Genomic DNA, 18462 nt, shown 5'->3' with positions numbered 1-18462 from the left:
GATTGATATGAAGTTATTAGAAGTAAATGGAGTTGATATCACTCCATTTATTAAAGCTAATGGATATGATTGCAGAATTGAAGATTTAGATGCGTCAGCTGAAAGAAGTATGGCAGGATATTTAACGAGAGATAGAGTAGCAAGAGTGCCGAAGATAACAGTTGAGTTTTTAGGATATCTTAAACAAAATGAAATAACAAGGATAATTAACTTGTTTACTCCTGCAGGATTTAATGTTAATTTTTTTAATCCTGAAAATGGAATTATTCAAACTACAATGGTTTACGCAAAAATAGAGCAACCGAAGATTAAAAGTACTCGTAAAGGATATCCTGAATATGATAGCTTTAAGATAACTTTAACAGGTTATGGGGGTATTTAATGATAACAAATGAAAAGTTAAAAGAGTTGTTTTCACAAACGAATAGAGAGGTTATCGCTCAAATTAAAATCGGAAATGTAGTCATAACCTCAAGGGATAAATTAAAAGAGTTTAAAGTATCTGTAAAGGCTGATGATGACAAAGGGCAATGGACAGGGACTGCAATCCCTAAAGAGTTAAAATTTAGTGTGATAAACGAAAACAGAACATATGACAATTTAATAATATCAGGGCAAGAAGTAGAAGCTATAGTCGGAGTTAGAAAAACCGATTCATCAGAAGACTATAGCTTGTTTAGTTTAGGTAAATATTACATTGATGAAGAAGGCATTGAAGTTAAGGAAGACAAGGGGATAATAAACGTTATAGCTTATGACAAACTAAAAGAGTTCCAAAGTGCGGATGTAGGAAACATCAACTATCCTATAACGATTAAAGAGTTGTTGAACAAAGTTCAACAGATAGGAAAAGTTGAAATAGATGATAAAAGCCTTTTATTTCCTGACTTTTCAATTCAAAAAGAAATTTATTTTGGTAAAAATAAAAGCTTATCAAATGTAATAAAAGCAATTGCGGGTGCAAACTTAACATTTGCAGTAATTGATTATGACGGAAATTTGGTATTTAAAAGACCGATTAAAGTCGACTATGAAATAAATAAAGAAAATGCCTTTAATTTTAAGAAATTTGGAAAGCAAGAGCCTATAACTACTGTAGTTATTGCAAGGACACCTCAAGAGGATAACGTAATGTATGAGTTACAAGGCACACAACCTAATAATAGGGTTGAATTAAAGCTTGCAAACAATCCGATTTTAGATTTAAACCGAGAATACTTTATAAAACCTCTACTTGACATTGCTAAAACTTGGGAATATATAGGTGCTGAATTAAGGTTGCAATCTAATCCTTTAATTGAAATTGGCGATATAGTACAGTTTGATGGAAATGATGTTTTAGTGTTAGAGCATGAAATCACAATGACGAGGTCAATTTTTAAGAGTAAAGTTTTAGAAAAAAACGAATCTGATTATAGCAAAGCTAAAGGCATTGAAGAGCAAATAAAGGATACAGTACTTTATGTTGACAAGGTTCAAAGCGAAATAGTGGCTAAAGTAAAAAATGATTTTGAAAAAAGGATAGTAGAACTTAAGCTAGACGATAAGGGCATAACTCAACGAGTAGGCTCACAAGTTGATAATAAGATAAGTTCAATAAATCAAACTTTAGAAGATATCAAGATAAGTTTTTCTAATGAAAAAAAGAAGAACTATATTGTAGGCACTGAATCCTTTAAACCTTTACCTGAATCATTTATACCTAAAGGAGTAACATATGGTATAGATGAAGTAAACGGCGATTTGAGAATATGGAATAAAGACAATAAATATGGTAAAGACGAGGGGATATTTTACCCCTTAGGCGAAAATATAACATTGAACGGTCAAACTCTTACTATATCAGGGCAGATATATTCTGATTTTTCAAGCAACACAAAATTGAGTTTTAGGCTTGAGAATGACTGGAGGACATATACTGTAAATGTTGATAGAGGGTCTTACAAGCCGTTTAACATGACTTTTAAAGTTGGCGATAACGGAAAAGTATCCAACTCTATCTTTTTACAAGTTTACAATGATAACTATGCAAGTGGAAAAGAGCAAGCAAGAGTATTTATCAAAGGTAGCACGTGGAAGTTAGAAGATGGCAATAAAGCGACTAAATGGACACCTGCTGACAGTGAATATATTAAGAGTGCTAACTATGTATTTAATAATGATGAAGTAAAGTTCACATATAACGGCATTGATAAACTGAAATTCAATGGAAAAAATGGCGACTTGACTTTAACGGGATATATTAACGCTAGAGGTGGCAGTATTGGCGACTGGGAAATAACGGATAAATATTTAAGGCTAAAAAATGACAGAGTAGGCATTGGTATAGGGTCTTATAGTTCTGACAGTGCAGCGTTTTGGGCTGGATACAGTGGGGGTAAATACAACTTCCTTGTTACTCACTCGGGTAACTTAACAGCTAACAACGCTACAATAAAAGGATATATCGAAGCTTCTAGTGGTTGGATTGGCAATTGGAAGATAACCGATAAATACTTAATGTCAAGCAATGAAAGAGTAGGCATTGGAACTGCTTCTTATAGCTCCGACAGTGCGGCGTTTTGGGCAGGATATGGCAGTGGTAGATACAACTTTCTTGTTACTCATGCAGGAGATTTAACGGCTCGCTCTGGTCGAATAGGTGGTACTACTGTTAATGCTAATAGTTTAAGTGGTGGCACTTATCACAGTGGCACGTTTAGGAGTGGAAGTTATTCGGGGGATACTTATGGATATGGATATTTAAACTCAAGTAGCACTATAGCAGGACATAAAATTGAAAATAGGGACGACAGCTTAACTTTAAGTAGGCTATATGCTTATAACGGACTGTCTTGCAGTGAACTATCTATCAATTCGGGTATGATAAAAGGCTTGTGGAATCCTCACGTCAAAGCATACGTTACTGCGACGCTTAAGATGGGTGGTTGGGATATATCTAACTCTGATATAAGGCTTAAGGAGAACATAGAAGATTTAGGGTACGAGTATAACGAACTTATATATAATTTACCTTTAATTAAATACAATTACATTGAAGATAAAGAAAAGAAGCAAAAAGCAGGGGTAAACGCTAATTACCTAATGAAGATATTACCAAAAGAATTTGCTGAAAGTTTTTTACATCAAGACAAAAAAACAGGATTATACGGTGCTAGCTATGAGTATTTAACACCGTATTTGATTAAAGTTGTTCAAGAACAAAACGAAAGAATAAAGGAGCTTGAAAAATGGCAGGAATCGTGTCAATAAATTTACGAAAACAAAGCGAGGGATGGTTATTATCCGTGGTTAAGGATGTAGATTTTAAGGAAGTTCACACAGAGGAAACTAAGGAAATAACTGACGCAATAGAGCAGATAGTTAAATTTGCTGAAAATATTAAAAGTGAGGAAGAAAAGAAAATTGAAGAATTAGAGAATCTGCAGAAAGAAGCACTAAAGGTTATCAAGCAAAAAACAACTCTAAATGAAAGAATTAAAATGGTTGAACTCCTTAAAAGGTGGCAAGAGGGAGAAGATATACAAGTTAATGATGAAAGGGTCTATAATGACAAGCTATATATTGCTAAAAAAAAACATAAATCATCATACGAGAATATCCCTATAAATGACAAATCTACTTGGAGATTAGCATTGTCAAAAAAGGAACTACCAGATATATACAATCACGAGAAAAAATACAAGATAAACGAAAAGTGCAGATATAACGGGAGGATATACTCTAGCCTTATAGTTCAAGAAGGGCAAAGTCCATTCGCAAGTCCAAAGACTTGGGAAGATGAGGGGGTAATTTAATGGAATATAGTTTAATAGATTTAATTGAAGAATATCAAAAGTTGGCAGGCGAAAAGCTTTTGTTGGCAATTGAAAATAAAGCTTTAAAAAAAGAAATTGAAGAATTGAAAAATAAAAATGGAGAAAAGAAATGACAAAAGAATTAATAATAAAATACGGAAATGAAGTTACATCAAGTCCTGTTTTTCAAGGACTTATAGCCTTAATAGCACTAGACATATTAACTGGTGTAGCTAAAGCTATAAAAAATAAAAAAATAAACTCTACAATAGGAATAAACGGTTTAATAAAGCATACAGTTGTTATGTTATTGCAAGGCTTAATAGCTATATATGTAAGGGCAGTTGGTGGGGCGAACTTAACTTTTATAAGTAAATCAATTGGAATCTTCTATATTGCACAATATGGATTTAGTTTAATTGAAAACTTAAATGAACTAAATGTCCCACTGCCTTTATGGGTAAGCAAGTTTTTTTCACAATTGAGAGAACAAAATATTGAAATACCTAATGTTGACGTAATGATAACTACACACAATCAGAAAAAAAACAAAGAAGTTTTTAACAAAATAAACAACAATAAAGAACTAGATGTAAATATTAAATAAATCAAGCAATATACACAATGATTGTTTATTTGAGTTTTAAGAGGAGTTTTTAGTGTTAGGCATATAAATATATGGCTTAAAATTAATAAAAGGAACTGGAAATAACATTCTAGTTCCTATTTATATTTAGAAAGGAAGAATTTATGGAAAAAATGTTAGCGATAGATATTTCGGTTTGGAATGAAAATATTGACTGGGATAAAGTAAAAGCAAATGGAGTTAAGGCGGTAATTGTTAGAGCGGGAAGCTCAACGAGAATTGATTCTTATGCAAAACAAAATATTGAAGGTGCGTTAAAAAACGGATTGCATATTGGTGCATACTGGGCAATGTATCCATTTAATGAGCATCAATCATTTATTGAATCAGAGACCTTTGCTGATTTTATGGAACAATATAAAGGGAAGATTGATTTGCCTTTATTTGCAGATTTTGAATATTTTAGCGATGAAGAAGCAAATAAAAACGATATATACTTTGACATTGCTACAAGAACTAAGCTTGTAAAAACATTCATTAAAAATTTAGAAAAGCGTGGGTGGTATGCTGGGAACTATGCCAATGTAGACTATTTAGAAAATAAATTTAATTATGATGAATTAAAGGACTTTGATATTTGGCTTGCTGATTGGAGAGATGAACCGTCTGAATATTGGTTAAATAAAGCAGGTATTCATCAATATTCTGAAAGTGGACCAAAAATGGGAAGTGGTATAGATACAACAGATATGAATTATATTTACACAGACTATCCAACAATTATAAAATCGGCAGGATTAAACGGATATAATCAAGATAATAAAGTATTTGAAGAAAAAAAAGACGAATTAACAGAAAGTGAAATGAAATTAATACAAGAATTAAGAAAAGTGATAAAGGAGAACAAATAATTATGAACACAGAAACAATAACATTAATATTAAACGGGGTATTAGTACCTCTTTTAATTTGGGGGGTAACCGAATTAGTAAAATATTTAAAAACAAAAAGTAAAAACGAAAAACTAAACGACATCATTGACTTAGCAGGTATGATTACAAAAGATGCAGTATACTCAACAAATCAAAAATATGTAGAAACAATCAAAAAGCAAGGTAACTTCAATAAGCAAGCACACAACGAAGCTTTTAAAATGGCTAAAAATGAAATCATGAAAACTTTAGGTGACGGTGGAGAAATGTTGTTAAAGCAAGCTGTTGGAGATATAAATACATTTTTGAAAAATAAAATTGAAAAGGAAGTTGTTGAACTTAAGAAGTAATTTAGAGAGTGGAGAAATTGAACTGACCTCCTTAAAGTTGGATTTTAGTTCCAACTTTTTGGGGTCAGTTCAGATTGATGTCTAGCTCTTTTTTACAAAATATTCATTAATGAGATTCTTAACATTACTGTTTCCAGTTACTTTATACAACACCTTATTATTCAGTCATAGTGAAGATAAGTCTGAATGTACAGACCGTCGTCTATACACTTCTTATCTTGAGTAAACTCCTAAGCACTAACAAGACTTTTCTTGTAACTTTCACAAAACATTCAGAAAAAATTGTTGAGTCCGTTTTAATCCAATTTCGAGACCTTAAGTTACGGTAAAGGTCAATACCGCACGTGGATTTTTGCTACTCGCACACACATCATCTATTTATTACAACCACATCTACTGTTTATTTAGCATTTCTTTTTGATTCTAACGGTAGCAAGCCATCAATCATAAAGATTAGAAAAGTTGTTAGCTTCCCTTATATTGCACAGTCATAGCTTCATGTGTTACTTTATATTAATATTGTATATCGCACCAACACTCTTATTGAATACACTTGTATTCTTCATTATAAATATTACTATTCATAAAAAGGTGGTCGCATATCTGAAAGTATCCTTACAGATTCGCCCCTTATGAGTTGTTGTCCTTGCAAGTTGTTACCTCTCTTCACAAGGTTAATGTTAAGAATATCATTAATGTAATAGTAATTATACTCTATATTGTATTTAATGTCAATATGTAATACAACATATTGTATTTTTTATAGAAAAGATATATAATTTAATTATCCTATTTGATATTAAACCCTCTTATTTTTATTTAATTTATTATATAGTAAAAGTCGCGGATAATGTCTGTGGCTTTTATTATTTATAGCATATACTCCAAAAAAAAATGTTACGGTTGATGTTACGATATTGGATAATAAATGTCATTAAATGTTAATACCCATGTTAAATAAACATTGTAAAATAGTAAATGTTAATATATTATAATATAATTTTTATATTACCCTAAAATTAAGAAAATATAAACATATTGATAAAATTTAGATATTATGTGATAATAAAATTAATATTGATATACAATATAATTTTATTGTATTACGATAACTGTTAGATAATTGTAAGGAAAAAGTATGAATAAAAAAAATAGAATAGTTTTCTTATCTGGTGTTAGGACACCTATAGGTAAATTTTTAGGAAAGCTTAGGAGTTTTACTCCTCAAAAATTGGGAAAAATCACATTAAAAGAAGCTATAAAAAGAGCTAAAATAGACAAAAATGAAATAGATGAAATCATAGTAGGAAATGTTATTTCTACACCTACAGCTTGTAATTTAGCTTCGGTAATAGGATTAGATTTAGAATTGAAAGAAGATTTTACTGCTATGACTGTGAATAGGATATGTGGATCTGGACTACAATCTGCAATAAGCGGATATCAGGAGTTATTTTTTGATAAGAAAAAAGTTATAGCTGTTGGGGGAATTGAGACTATGTCTAGAGCTCCTTTTCAATTAGAAGAGGATAGCAGATTTAATTCAAAAAAATTAGGCAATATACAAATGTTAGACGCTAATATTGAATCGTTAAAATCTGCTTCAGGTACAAATTCAGAAATAAGTAATATGGGAATTACAGCTGAAAATATTGCTAAAAAATATAATATATCAAGAACTCTGCAAGATGAATATGCATTAAATAGTCATTTAAAGGCGATAAAAGCAACATCAGTAGGAAGATTTAAAGAAGAGATGTTTTCTATTGAAGTGAGTGAAAATGGGAAAAAAGAGATTATCGAAGAAGATTTGCAAATCAGAGAAGATATATCCATAGAAAAATTACAAAAATTAAAACCTGCATTTTTAGAAAATGGAACAGTTACGGCTGGTAATTCATCAAGTTTTAATGATGGAGCAGCATTTGAGATAATGACAACTGAAAAATACGCAATAGAAAATAATTTAGATATTATGGCATATTTTGTTGATTACTCGATTGTAGGAGTTTTACCGGATATGATGGGATTGGGTCCTGTGGAAGCTATAAAACAGTTGTGTAAATATAATGATTTAGATTTAGAAAAAGATATTGATTATTTAGAAATAAATGAAGCTTTTTCAGCACAGGTTATAGGATGTTTGAAAGAATTGGGAATTTCACTTTCCTCAGAGTTTTATAAAAATAGATTTAACGTTAATGGTGGGGCTTTAGCTTTGGGGCATCCATTAGGAATGTCAGGATCTAGGTTAATTAATACAGTATTGCATGAGTTCAAAAATAACCCATTAAAAAGATATGCGATTGTATCAGCTTGTATAGGTGGAGGACAAGGAATAGCAATATTGTTAGAAAATGGATATTTTAATAAAAATAATAAATAGGAGATTTAATGGATAATTTATTTTATAAATTTTATAACAAGACAATTAGTGAAAGAAGAGATGTTTTAAAATCATTAAATTTATTTGAAGAAATAAAAAAATTAAATGAAGAAACAGCAAACCTAATGATTGAAAATTACTTACAAAATTATCAAATTCCTTTAGGAATCGCTATGAATTTTGAAATTAATGATGAAAAAATATTAATTCCTATGGCTATAGAAGAGCCTTCTGTAGTTGCTGCTGCAAGTAATGGAGCTAAGTTTTTAGGAAATATAAAAACTGAGATGGTTGAAAAAGCTGTTATCGGACAAATAGTTTTGTATGATGTAAAAGATGTAAATTCTGCTTTAGTTAAGTTAAAAGAACATGAAGAAGAATTTATAGAAATGGCAAAAGAAAAATCTCAAAATATGATTAAAAGAGGTGGCGGACCGAAAAAAATATGGTTTAAGGGGTTTGAAAATGAAAAATTTATCACTTTATATCTTTCTGTAGATACTTGTGATGCGATGGGTGCTAATACAATTAATACAATATTAGAATATATTTCTGAAAGAGTTTGTGAAATTGTCAATGCTGATTATATATTAAGAATAATTTCAAATAACGCAACAGAATCTATAGTAAGAGCTACAGCGAATATTCCTATTTTAAGATTAAATAAAGATGTAGAAAGAGCTAAAAATATAGCAAAAAAAATTGAGTTAGCTACAAATTATGCAAATTTAGATCCATATAGAGCATCAACTCATAACAAAGGAATTATGAATGGTATTGATGCTGTTGTATTAGCTACAGGTAATGACTGGAGAGCAGTTGAAGCTGCAGCACATACATATGCCTCAATTACAGGACATTATAAATCTTTAACATCTTGGCTTTATGATGAAGAAAAAGAAGAATTAATAGGAAGTATAGAGATACCAGTTCCTGTTGCTACTTTGGGAGGGACAATTTCTATTCATGAGATTGCAAATTGGTCATTAAATTTAATGAAAAATCCAAGTTCTAAAAAATTAGCAGGCATAATAGCTGCTGTGGGATTGGCACAAAATTTTAGTGCAGTTAAAGCAATAGTAACAGAAGGGATTCAAAAAGGACATATGTCACTTCATGCAAAGACTTTAGCTAAACAAGCCGGAGCTAGTGAAAGTGAAATAGACGAAGTGGTTAAACAACTTAAATATAAGGGAAAAATAAATATAGATGAAGCTATATTAACACTTAATAATTTGAGAAATAAATAGGAGAAATATATGGAAAATAAATATGTAGGTATAGAAAAAATTTCATTATATATCCCAAAATATTATGTTGATATTGAAAAATTAGCAAAAAAAAGAAATGTTGATTCTGAAAAATGGACGAAGGGAATTGGACAAGAAAAGATGTCTATTATTCCTAAAAATCAAGATATAGTTAGTATGGCGGCAAATGCAGCTATTAATATATTAAATGATGAAGATAAAAAAAATATTGGTCAGGTTATATTTGCTACGGAATCAGGATTTGATTATTCAAAATCTGCTTCAACTTATTTATTTGATTTACTTAATATAAATAGATTTGCTAGAAGCTATGAAATTAAACAAGCTTGTTATGGAGCGACTGCTGCAATACAAATAGCTTGTGACTATGTAAGAGTAAGACCTAATGAAAAAGTACTTATATTATCTTCTGATATTTCTAAATATGGTCCAAAAACTAGAGGAGAGGTAACTCAAGGAGCTGGAGCAATTGCAATTTTAATCAGTTCAAATCCTAAAATTTTGAAAATTACCGAGAAGTCAGTTTCATTAACAAGAAATGAATATGATTTTTGGAGACCAAGTTATAGTGAATATCCTTTTGTTGATGGAAAATTTTCAACTCAATTATATATTGATATGTTTAAAGAGTCTGTAAATGAATTTAGAAATAGATATAAAAATACGTTAGAAAATATAGAAACAATGTTATTTCATCTTCCTTTTTCCAAGATGGGTAAAAAAGGACTAATATCTTTAGAAGAAGATTTACCATTATTATCTCAAAAGTGGTTATCAAAGTATGATCAAAGTACAAAATTATGTAGACAAATTGGAAATTTGTACACAGGATCATTGTATTTATCATTTTTATCTCAATTAATTTATGGAAATCTTAAAGAAAATTCAGAAATAGGATTTTTTAGCTATGGTTCAGGGGCTGTATGCGAGTTATTTACAGGGATATTATTAAAAGATTTCACTAGTAATATAGATATAAAATTCATAGAAAAAATGTTAGAAAACAGGGATGAGATAGACGTATCAGAATATGATCTTAACTATTTTGAAAAGATATATACTGAAGAAAGTTTTATATATGTTGAAGAAAAATTAATGGAAAAAGGATTTAATTTAAAAGGAATTGAAAATGGTAAGAGAGAGTACTCATTTATAGAATAATAATTTTTTTATGTTGCAACCCATGTTTTTTGTTATATAATGAAGATGAAAAGTAATTTTTGAAAGTAATTTTTGAAAGGAATTTTAATGAAAAATAAAATTGTAAATACAGTTAGAGCGTTATCAGCTGAGATGGTATTAAAAGCAAATTCAGGACACCAAGGGATGCCAATAGGGGCGGCTCCAATGGCTGTTACATTATTTAATGATGTAATGAAACATAATCCGGAAAATTCCGGTTGGTTTGATAGAGATAGATTTATCTTATCTGCTGGACACGGATCAGCATTGCAATATTCTTTATTACATTTATATGGATATAAATTATCAATGGATGATTTAAAAGAATTTAGACAATTAAATTCAAATACGCCGGGTCATCCGGAATTCGGGGACACTGATGGAGTAGAAGTTACTACTGGACCATTGGGGCAAGGAATTTCAATGGCTGTTGGATTTGCTATGGCAGAAAAACATTTAGCAGCAAAATATAATGTTGAAGATATAAAAGTTATCAATCATTATACATATACAATTGCTGGAGATGGTTGTTTAATGGAGGGGATTTCAAATGAAGCTTGTTCATTAGCCGGTACACTTGGATTAGGTAAATTGATTGTTTTATATGATTCAAATAAAATTACAATTGAAGGGACAACTGATTTAGCATTTAGAGAAAATGTTGCAAAGAGATATGAAGCATTGGGATGGCAGGTAATTGATGTTGAAGATGGAACAGATTTAGAAGCTATTAGATCAGCTTTAGAAGAAGCTAAAAAAGATGAAGAAAGACCAACGTTAATTGAAATTCATACTACAATCGGTTATGGATCAAGCAAACAAGGAACACCAGCAGTTCACGGAAATCCATTGAATAAAGATGATATTCAAGAAATGAAGAAAACTTTAGGATACGATTGTGAAGAGGAATTTTTTGTTGATGATGATGTAAGAGAATATTTGAATGACAAAAAAGAAGAATTTTCAAAATATGAAGAAGATTGGAATTTATTGGTATCAGAATATAAGACTAAATATCCGGAAAAATATGAAGATTTAATGAAAGCAATCAATAATGATTATGATTTTTCATTCTTAGAAAGTGAAGAATATTATGGATTTGATAAAGCTTTAGCTACAAGAGCTTCATCAGGAGTTGCATTAAATAGAATTGCAAAACATGTGAATAATTTATTTGGTGGCTCGGCAGATTTAGCTGGTTCAAATAATACAAGAATGGAAGAATATGGAGATTTTTCAAAAGAAACTCCTGAAGGGGCAAATTTACATTTCGGTATAAGAGAGCATGCAATGGCTGCTATTGCAAATGGTATTCAATTACATGGTGGTTTGCAATCATATACGGGTACATTTTTGTCATTTGCAGATTACATGAAACCAGCAATTAGACTTTCAGCATTAATGAAACAAAAAGTAATTTATATATTTACTCATGATAGTATCGGACTTGGAGAAGATGGACCTACACATCAAGCAGTAGATCAATTGCCAATGTTAAGAGCTATACCTAACATGATAAATATTAGACCTGCTGATGCAAGAGAAACAGCCGCAGCATGGGCATATTCAATAAAGAATAATACAAAACCAATTTCATTAATATTATCTAGACAAGCTTTACCAAATATAGAAGGTACAGGAAATAGAGTGTTTAATGGTGCGTATGTATTAAAAGATTTTGGAGAAAATCCAGAAATGATTTTAATGGCAACTGGTTCAGAAGTTCAATTAGCTTATGAAACTGCAGAAAAATTATTTGAAAATGGAAAATCTGTAAGAGTTGTTTCAATGCCATCATTTGAATTATTTGAAGAACAAAGTGAAGAATACAAAGAATCAGTATTACCAAAACACATCACAAAGAGAGTAGCTATCGAAGCATCATCAGAAATGGGATGGTACAAATATATTGGAATGGATGGATTATTTGTTGGCATGTCAACATTTGGTAAATCAGCTCCGGCTGAAGAAGCTTTTGAATATTTTGGATTTACAGTTGATAAAGTTTTAGAAAAAATTGCTGAAAAATTCTAATATAATTAAATAAATATTGAAATTTTGAGCAGCTTAGTGTTGCTCAATTTTTTATTTGTATAGGAGAAAATATGACACCACTTTATAAGACGATATATAAAAATATAAAGAAACAAATAGATGATGGGATATTAAATACAGGAGATTTGATAATGTCAGAATCTCAGCTTAGAATTAAATATAAATGTTCAAGAGATACTGTTAGAAAAGCTACATCATTATTGGAAAATAATAATTATATTGAAAAAACTAGAGGAAAACAGGCAAGAGTTAAAGAAAGAAATATATATACATTCCCAACATCAAAAATTGAAACACTAAAAGAATTGAGTAAAAAAAATAATTTGAAAGTTAAAACAAAATTAATATCAATAAGTTATGACGTAAAAGATAAGGAAGAATTTACAAAATATTTTAGTAAGAATGTAGAAGTTAAAAGAGTTAGAAATATAGATGGAGAAGATGTAGTTATTGATATTGATTATTTTGATGATAATTTAATTAAGGGATTAAATAAAAAAATTTGTGAAGATAGTATTTATAAATTTATTGAAACAAATTTAGGTGTTGAAATCGGTTACTCAAAAAAAATCGTGACTGTACAAAAACCTACAAGTGAAGATATGAAATTGTTAGGGATAGATGAGGATTATCTGCTTGTAAATGTGATATCTGCAACATTTACAAAGGGAAATGATATATTTCAAACAACTATATCTAAACATAAATATGATAAATTTAGATTTGAAGCTTATGCAGAAAGATAAAATACAAAGGATTTCATGTTGATAAAATCTCCTTATTGTGATACCATTCAGTTAACACACTAGTACGTACACGTTTAAGGAGGAGAATATGGGAAAGTATAGTGAAGATTCTAAAAAATTATTAGAATATATAGGTGGAAAAGATAATATTAAATCTGTTAGCCATTGTGTAACAAGAATGAGATTTGTTTTGAAAGACGAATCTAAAGCAGATGTAAGTAAAATTGAAGAATTAAAATCTGTAAAAGGAAGTTTTACGCAAGCAGGACAATTTCAGGTAATAATCGGTAATGAAGTAGATTTATTTTACAATGATTTTACTGCAGTTTCAGGAGTTGAAGGAGTATCTAAAGATCAAGTTAAATCTGATGCTAAGTCAAATCAATCATTTTTACAAAGATTAATGACTAATTTAGCAGAAATTTTTGCGCCAATTATTCCAGCGATTGTTGTTGGGGGTTTGATTTTAGGTTTTAGAAATATACTTGAAGGCGTAAAAACGTTTACAGATACAGGAGCCTTTGATTTGGTAAATGGTACTAAGACAATAACAAACATGTCTGTATTTTGGAATGGTGTAAATCATTTCTTATGGTTACCAGGGGAAGCTATTTTTCATTTCTTACCAGTAGGAATTACATGGTCTGTTACAAGAAAAATGGGAACTACACAAATTTTAGGTATAGTTTTAGGGATTACATTAGTATCACCTCAATTATTAAATGCATATGGCGCAGCAGGAGCTCTTGCTGAAGGTAAAGTACCATTTTGGGATTTTGGATTTGCTCAAGTAAATATGATTGGATATCAAGCACAAGTAATACCAGCTATGTTAGCAGGTTTTGCATTAGCTTATTTAGAAAGATTCTTTAAGAAGATAATACCAGATGTTGTCCAAATGATATTTGTACCATTCTTTTCACTACTTATTTCAATAGTTCTAGCTCACTTGGTATTAGGACCAATCGGTTGGCAAATTGGTAAAGCAATATCATCAGTTGTTTATGCAGGATTGACATCATCATTAAACTGGTTATTTGCAGCAGTATTTGGATTTTTCTATTCACCACTTGTAATTACAGGTTTACATCATATGACAAATGCAATAGATTTGACACTAATAAGTGAAACTGCAACAGCTACACAAGCTGGCACAACATTATTGTGGCCAATGATTGCTTTATCAAATATTGCACAAGGTGCAGCTGTAGCAGCAACAGTATTCTTAAACAGAAAAAATGAAAAATTTAAGGAAGTTGCTATTCCAGCTTGGATTTCTGCATGGTTAGGAGTTACAGAACCAGCTATGTTTGGGGTAAATATTAAGTTAAGATACTCATTCTTAGCAGCTATGATCGGATCATCAATTGCGGGATTATTCTCAGTATTAACTAATACGGGAGCGTTGGCAATAGGGGTTGGTGGCATACCAGGAATATTATCATTCCCAGTAACAAAATGGCCAACATTCTTTATTGCAATGCTTATAGCAACAATAATTCCAGTTGTTTTAACTGTAATATTTTCAAAAAGAGTAAAGAATAAGTAAATTTAAGGGAGTGTTTAACTCCCTTTATTTGATAAAGGAGATATAATGAATTTTAAGGATAAAGTAGTTTATCAAATATATATAAAATCATTTCAAGATTCTAATGGAGATGGAATTGGAGATTTGAATGGTATAACTCAAAGACTTCCTCAATTATCAGAATTGGGAATTGATATTGTTTGGATTACACCTTTTTTTAATTCACCACAATATGATAATGGATATGATGTTTCAGATTATAAATCGATAGATCCCATGTTTGGTAATTTTGAAGATTTTGATAATATGATGAAAACAGCAAAGTCATTAAATATTGAAATTATGCTTGATATGGTATTCAATCATACTTCTACACAGCATGAATGGTTTCAAAAAGCTCTTTCTGGGGATGAAAAATATAAAGATTACTATATATTCAAAGATTCTAAATATGGAAAAGAACCTACAAATTGGATTTCAAAATTTGGAGGTAGTGCATGGAAATATGTTGAAAAATTAGATAAATGGTATTTACATTTATTTCATGTTGAACAAGCTGACTTAAATTGGAAAAATCCTGAAGTTAGAGAAGAGATTTTTGATGTAATTAAATTTTGGAAAGATAAGGGCGTAGCCGGTTTTAGACTTGATGTAGTTAATTTAATTTCTAAACCTGAAAAATTTGAAGATGATTTTGAAGGAGATGGTAGAAGATTTTATACTGATGGTCCAAACATTCATAAATATTTAAAAGAATTATCTGAAAAAGGTGGATTTGCTGATCTAATTACAGTCGGAGAGATGAGTTCAACAAGTCTTAAAAATTGTATTTTGTATTCAAATCCTGATGAAAAAGAGCTTTCTATGGTATTTAATTTCCACCATTTAAAGGTTGACTATAAAAATGGTAAAGAAAAGTGGATTCTTGATAAAATTAGATGGAATGACTTATTTGGATTATTTGATAGATGGCAAATAGAGATGCAAGAAAAAGGTGGGTGGTCAGCATGGTTTTTCAATAATCATGATCAACCAAGAGCTATTTCAAGATTTTGTGATGATGAAAATTATCATTATGAATCTGCAACGTTGTTGGGTACACTTACTCATATGATGAGAGGAACGCCTTACATTTATCAAGGAGAAGAAATAGGGACAACAAATCCAAGATATTCAACAATTGATGAATATCTGGATGTTGAAAGCAAAAACTATTTTAATATTCTTATGGAAGGAGGAATGTCAGAAAAAGAAGCTCTTCATGTTATTTCAGAAAGATCTAGGGATAATGGTAGAACTCCAATAGCATGGGAAGAAAATTCTGTTAATTATGGATTTTCAAATGTTAAACCATGGATTAGTTTTGGAAATGTAAGTAATTTTTATGATAAAGATAAAAAGGCTGAAAAATCAATATTTAAGTATTATCAAAAATTAATTAAATTAAGAAAAAATTTTAGGGCAATTTCTGAAGGAAGATACAAGAAAGTTAATTCTATTTATCAAAGCTATGTTTTTGAGAGAATATCAGAAAATGAAGAAATTTTAGTAATATTGAATTTTAAATATTTTTCAGAAAATCTATATATCTTAAAAGAGATAATAGAAAAATACATAGATGGTGAAATTTTAATAAATAATTATGATAGTTTTGATATTGAAAATTTAAGACCTTATCAGGCAGTGGTTTTGAAAAAATAAGAAAAAAGGCTGTTGCAAATAACTAATTTTTTGCAACAAGCCCTTTTTGTATTTGTAAAATTTATTTTTTCAGAATATACCTAAGTTTATAAATTGCATATCTCAGATTATTGTTGATCTTTTTTTATCTTATCTTGATATTTTTTATTAATGAATTATTTGGTAAAACATATAGGTTGCCTTGTTCATAAGTAGTTTCATCATACTCTTTTTTTTACTATCTTCCATTCTAGTAAATGTTCTCGTAATTCTAATTTTATTTGATTGTCCAAATTTACCTAAATTTTGTATATTTTCTTTCCATAAACCTGTAACATTAGGTAATCCCCTAATAAATGCTGAAGGAATAAAGTCAATGTTACATTTTACCTCTAAATAGTCATTTCCGAATATAAATCTATTTAGACCTGCATTAAATAGCATTTGTGCTTCAGTAATTATTTGTTTTTCTCTTGATAATATGTAAAAGAAGTATACTCCAGGTAAAATAAATAACCCACCCCATAAAGTCTTAAAAATAAACCAAATTAATATTGTCAAGGCTATACCAATTGCCATTGATAAGTAAGCTCTAATTTTGAATGGTTTTACTTTTTCAATTGCTGACTTTAGATTAGCAAGTAATTCACTACCTTCTTCAGAGTCTAAAAATACTAAATAATCTGAAGGTGTATTTCCTCTATTCATGTTTTCTCCTTAAAATTATATCTATATGATAATATTATATTTATTATTAGATTTATTTGCGATAATATAAATTGAAACGATTTTTATTAAAATTATCATTTATCAAATTTATAAAATCTACTATTTTTGATATAATGATATAAGTAGAAAACATCAAAAGAGGGATTATGAGAATAAGATTTAAGAAATTTGCAATACCGGAATTGCAAGAAAATGATTTAGTATATTTTGATCCTAAAAATAATAATGGAAGATGGAATGAAATTTTTGGAAATAACAATCCTATTCATTTGGAAATTGGTGCTGGAAGAGGTGGATTTGCAGCAACATTAGCAGAACAAAATCCAGACATTAACTATGTTGCAATAGAAATGGATGCAAATATTTTAGTCTATGCAGGAAGATTATTTTTAGAAAAAGGAGTTAGAAATATTAGAGCAATTAGAGGTTTTGCAGAATATTTGGGAGATCATTTTAATGAAGATGAAATTTCAAAAATTTACATTAATTTTTCAAATCCATGGCCAAAGAAAAAACAACATAAGAGAAGACTTACTCATCCAAGGCATCTGAAAATTTATAAAGAAATTCTTAAGAATGGTGGAGAAATCGAGTTTAAGACAGATGATAGGCCATTTTTTGAAGATAGTTTAGAATATTTTAAGGAATTTGGTTTTGAAATTTTAGAACACTCATTTGATCTAAAATTAGAGGATAAGTCAGATAATATTATTACAGAATACGAAAGAAAATGGCGAGGAATGGGTGTTCCAATCTGTTATGCAAGAGTAAAATCTGTGTGATTATAGAAAAAAAATAGGGGCTGTTGCAAATAATTAAGAATGTTATTTTGTAATAGTCTTTTTACATTGTAATTTTAGATATACCATTCAATTTAATAGTAAAAAAAATGGATTAAAAATATATAAAAGTACCATTCCAAACTAAATAATAGAAAAAGGAATTGATAAGAAAATAAGATTTATACCATTCAATTTAACACTAATAAAAAAAGAATGGATTTTAATAAGAGTTTTTATGCCATTCAAAAGAACTAAACTTACAATGGAATTGGTTGAGTAATAAATTTTATACCATTCAATTTAACATTAATAAAAAAAGAATAGATTTTAATAAGGGATTTTATACCATTCAAAAGAACTAAACTTACAATGGAATGGATTGATTAATAAAATTTATACCATTCTAAAAGTGAAAATTATAAAAAGAAATGAAAAATA

The 18462-nt window shown here is 29.5% G+C and carries 16 protein-coding genes; 15 read left to right on the top strand and 1 reads right to left on the bottom strand.

Features of this window, described 5'->3' with window-relative positions:
• Nucleotides 1-7: 7 nt before the first annotated feature.
• From ABGF48_RS03255 to ABGF48_RS03190, 14 genes are all read left to right on the top strand, one after another.
• The gene (locus ABGF48_RS03255) at nt 8-382 is read left to right on the top strand and encodes a DUF6711 family protein (protein ID WP_408104914.1); all 375 of its coding nucleotides are present in this window, start codon (nt 8-10) and stop codon (nt 380-382) included.
• Nucleotides 382-3252 (top strand): tail fiber domain-containing protein, encoded by a 2871-nt coding sequence (locus tag ABGF48_RS03250; protein WP_408104913.1) that lies wholly within the window; start codon nt 382-384, stop codon nt 3250-3252. The genes ABGF48_RS03255 and ABGF48_RS03250 overlap by 1 nt, the downstream gene beginning before the upstream one ends.
• Nucleotides 3231-3797: a hypothetical protein gene (locus ABGF48_RS03245; protein ID WP_408104912.1), complete on the top strand. Its 567-nt coding sequence runs from the start codon at nt 3231-3233 to the stop codon at nt 3795-3797. The genes ABGF48_RS03250 and ABGF48_RS03245 overlap by 22 nt, the downstream gene beginning before the upstream one ends.
• Nucleotides 3797-3931 carry a hypothetical protein gene (locus tag ABGF48_RS03240; RefSeq protein WP_408104911.1) on the top strand — a complete coding sequence of 45 codons (135 nt, stop codon included), beginning with the start codon at nt 3797-3799 and terminating at the stop codon, nt 3929-3931. The genes ABGF48_RS03245 and ABGF48_RS03240 overlap by 1 nt, the downstream gene beginning before the upstream one ends.
• A complete protein-coding gene (locus ABGF48_RS03235) occupies nt 3928-4404 on the top strand; it encodes a phage holin family protein (protein ID WP_408104910.1) in 477 nt (158 codons plus the stop codon). Before ABGF48_RS03240 ends, ABGF48_RS03235 begins: the two co-directional genes overlap by 4 nt.
• A 143-nt stretch (nt 4405-4547) precedes the next feature.
• The gene (locus ABGF48_RS03230) at nt 4548-5294 is read left to right on the top strand and encodes a GH25 family lysozyme (protein WP_408104909.1); all 747 of its coding nucleotides are present in this window, start codon (nt 4548-4550) and stop codon (nt 5292-5294) included.
• A 2-nt stretch (nt 5295-5296) separates the two neighbouring features.
• Entirely contained in the window at nt 5297-5665 is a 369-nt protein-coding gene (locus ABGF48_RS03225; RefSeq protein WP_408104908.1) for a hypothetical protein, read from the top strand.
• Between the two features lie 1138 nt (nt 5666-6803).
• Nucleotides 6804-8051: a thiolase family protein gene (locus ABGF48_RS03220; RefSeq protein ID WP_408104907.1), complete on the top strand. Its 1248-nt coding sequence runs from the start codon at nt 6804-6806 to the stop codon at nt 8049-8051.
• A gap of 8 nt (nt 8052-8059) precedes the next feature.
• Entirely contained in the window at nt 8060-9301 is a 1242-nt protein-coding gene (locus ABGF48_RS03215) for a hydroxymethylglutaryl-CoA reductase, degradative (RefSeq protein ID WP_408104906.1), read from the top strand.
• A gap of 9 nt (nt 9302-9310) precedes the next feature.
• Nucleotides 9311-10483, top strand: coding sequence for a hydroxymethylglutaryl-CoA synthase (locus ABGF48_RS03210; protein WP_408104905.1), 1173 nt, complete (start codon nt 9311-9313; stop codon nt 10481-10483).
• Nucleotides 10484-10570: 87 nt separating this feature from the next.
• Complete coding sequence (tkt, locus tag ABGF48_RS03205) at nt 10571-12538, top strand: transketolase (RefSeq protein WP_408104904.1); 1968 nt, start codon at nt 10571-10573, stop codon at nt 12536-12538.
• Between the two features lie 71 nt (nt 12539-12609).
• Nucleotides 12610-13305 carry a UTRA domain-containing protein gene (locus tag ABGF48_RS03200; protein ID WP_408104903.1) on the top strand — a complete coding sequence of 232 codons (696 nt, stop codon included), beginning with the start codon at nt 12610-12612 and terminating at the stop codon, nt 13303-13305.
• Between the two features lie 88 nt (nt 13306-13393).
• Nucleotides 13394-14854 carry a PTS system trehalose-specific EIIBC component gene (gene treP / locus ABGF48_RS03195; RefSeq protein WP_408104902.1) on the top strand — a complete coding sequence of 487 codons (1461 nt, stop codon included), beginning with the start codon at nt 13394-13396 and terminating at the stop codon, nt 14852-14854.
• A 45-nt stretch (nt 14855-14899) separates the two neighbouring features.
• A complete protein-coding gene (locus ABGF48_RS03190; protein WP_408104901.1) occupies nt 14900-16534 on the top strand; it encodes an alpha,alpha-phosphotrehalase in 1635 nt (544 codons plus the stop codon).
• A gap of 147 nt (nt 16535-16681) precedes the next feature.
• On the opposite strand, the gene ABGF48_RS03185 is transcribed toward ABGF48_RS03190, so the two are convergent.
• Complete coding sequence (locus ABGF48_RS03185; RefSeq protein WP_408104900.1) at nt 16682-17221, bottom strand: hypothetical protein; 540 nt, start codon at nt 17219-17221, stop codon at nt 16682-16684.
• 167 nt (nt 17222-17388) lie between these two features.
• Here ABGF48_RS03185 and trmB point away from each other — a divergent pair, with 167 nt between their 5' ends.
• Nucleotides 17389-18024 (top strand): tRNA (guanosine(46)-N7)-methyltransferase TrmB, encoded by a 636-nt coding sequence (gene trmB / locus ABGF48_RS03180; protein ID WP_408104899.1) that lies wholly within the window; start codon nt 17389-17391, stop codon nt 18022-18024.
• Nucleotides 18025-18462 lie beyond the last annotated feature (438 nt).

Origin of the sequence: Helcococcus bovis, from assembly GCF_046035835.1 — a bacterium.
GTDB classification, from domain to species: domain Bacteria; phylum Bacillota; class Clostridia; order Tissierellales; family Peptoniphilaceae; genus Helcococcus; species Helcococcus bovis.
The sequence above is the reverse complement of the archived record's forward strand: the minus strand, read 5'-3'. Positions and strand labels throughout refer to the sequence as shown.

Bases quoted from the DNA above. Each gene is read 5' to 3' on its own strand.
- ABGF48_RS03220 (WP_408104907.1), top strand. From the start codon at position 6,804: ATGAATAAAAAAAATAGAATAGTTTTCTTATCTGGTGTTAGGACACCT.
- ABGF48_RS03215 (WP_408104906.1), top strand. From the start codon at position 8,060: ATGGATAATTTATTTTATAAATTTTATAACAAGACAATTAGTGAAAGA.
- ABGF48_RS03185 (WP_408104900.1), bottom strand. From the start codon at position 17,221: ATGAATAGAGGAAATACACCTTCAGATTATTTAGTATTTTTAGACTCT.
- ABGF48_RS03225 (WP_408104908.1), top strand. From the start codon at position 5,297: ATGAACACAGAAACAATAACATTAATATTAAACGGGGTATTAGTACCT.
- ABGF48_RS03245 (WP_408104912.1), top strand. From the start codon at position 3,231: ATGGCAGGAATCGTGTCAATAAATTTACGAAAACAAAGCGAGGGATGG.
- tkt (WP_408104904.1), top strand. From the start codon at position 10,571: ATGAAAAATAAAATTGTAAATACAGTTAGAGCGTTATCAGCTGAGATG.
- ABGF48_RS03235 (WP_408104910.1), top strand. From the start codon at position 3,928: ATGACAAAAGAATTAATAATAAAATACGGAAATGAAGTTACATCAAGT.
- ABGF48_RS03255 (WP_408104914.1), top strand. From the start codon at position 8: ATGAAGTTATTAGAAGTAAATGGAGTTGATATCACTCCATTTATTAAA.
- ABGF48_RS03200 (WP_408104903.1), top strand. From the start codon at position 12,610: ATGACACCACTTTATAAGACGATATATAAAAATATAAAGAAACAAATA.
- ABGF48_RS03230 (WP_408104909.1), top strand. From the start codon at position 4,548: ATGGAAAAAATGTTAGCGATAGATATTTCGGTTTGGAATGAAAATATT.
- ABGF48_RS03240 (WP_408104911.1), top strand. From the start codon at position 3,797: ATGGAATATAGTTTAATAGATTTAATTGAAGAATATCAAAAGTTGGCA.
- ABGF48_RS03190 (WP_408104901.1), top strand. From the start codon at position 14,900: ATGAATTTTAAGGATAAAGTAGTTTATCAAATATATATAAAATCATTT.
- ABGF48_RS03210 (WP_408104905.1), top strand. From the start codon at position 9,311: ATGGAAAATAAATATGTAGGTATAGAAAAAATTTCATTATATATCCCA.
- trmB (WP_408104899.1), top strand. From the start codon at position 17,389: ATGAGAATAAGATTTAAGAAATTTGCAATACCGGAATTGCAAGAAAAT.
- treP (WP_408104902.1), top strand. From the start codon at position 13,394: ATGGGAAAGTATAGTGAAGATTCTAAAAAATTATTAGAATATATAGGT.
- ABGF48_RS03250 (WP_408104913.1), top strand. From the start codon at position 382: ATGATAACAAATGAAAAGTTAAAAGAGTTGTTTTCACAAACGAATAGA.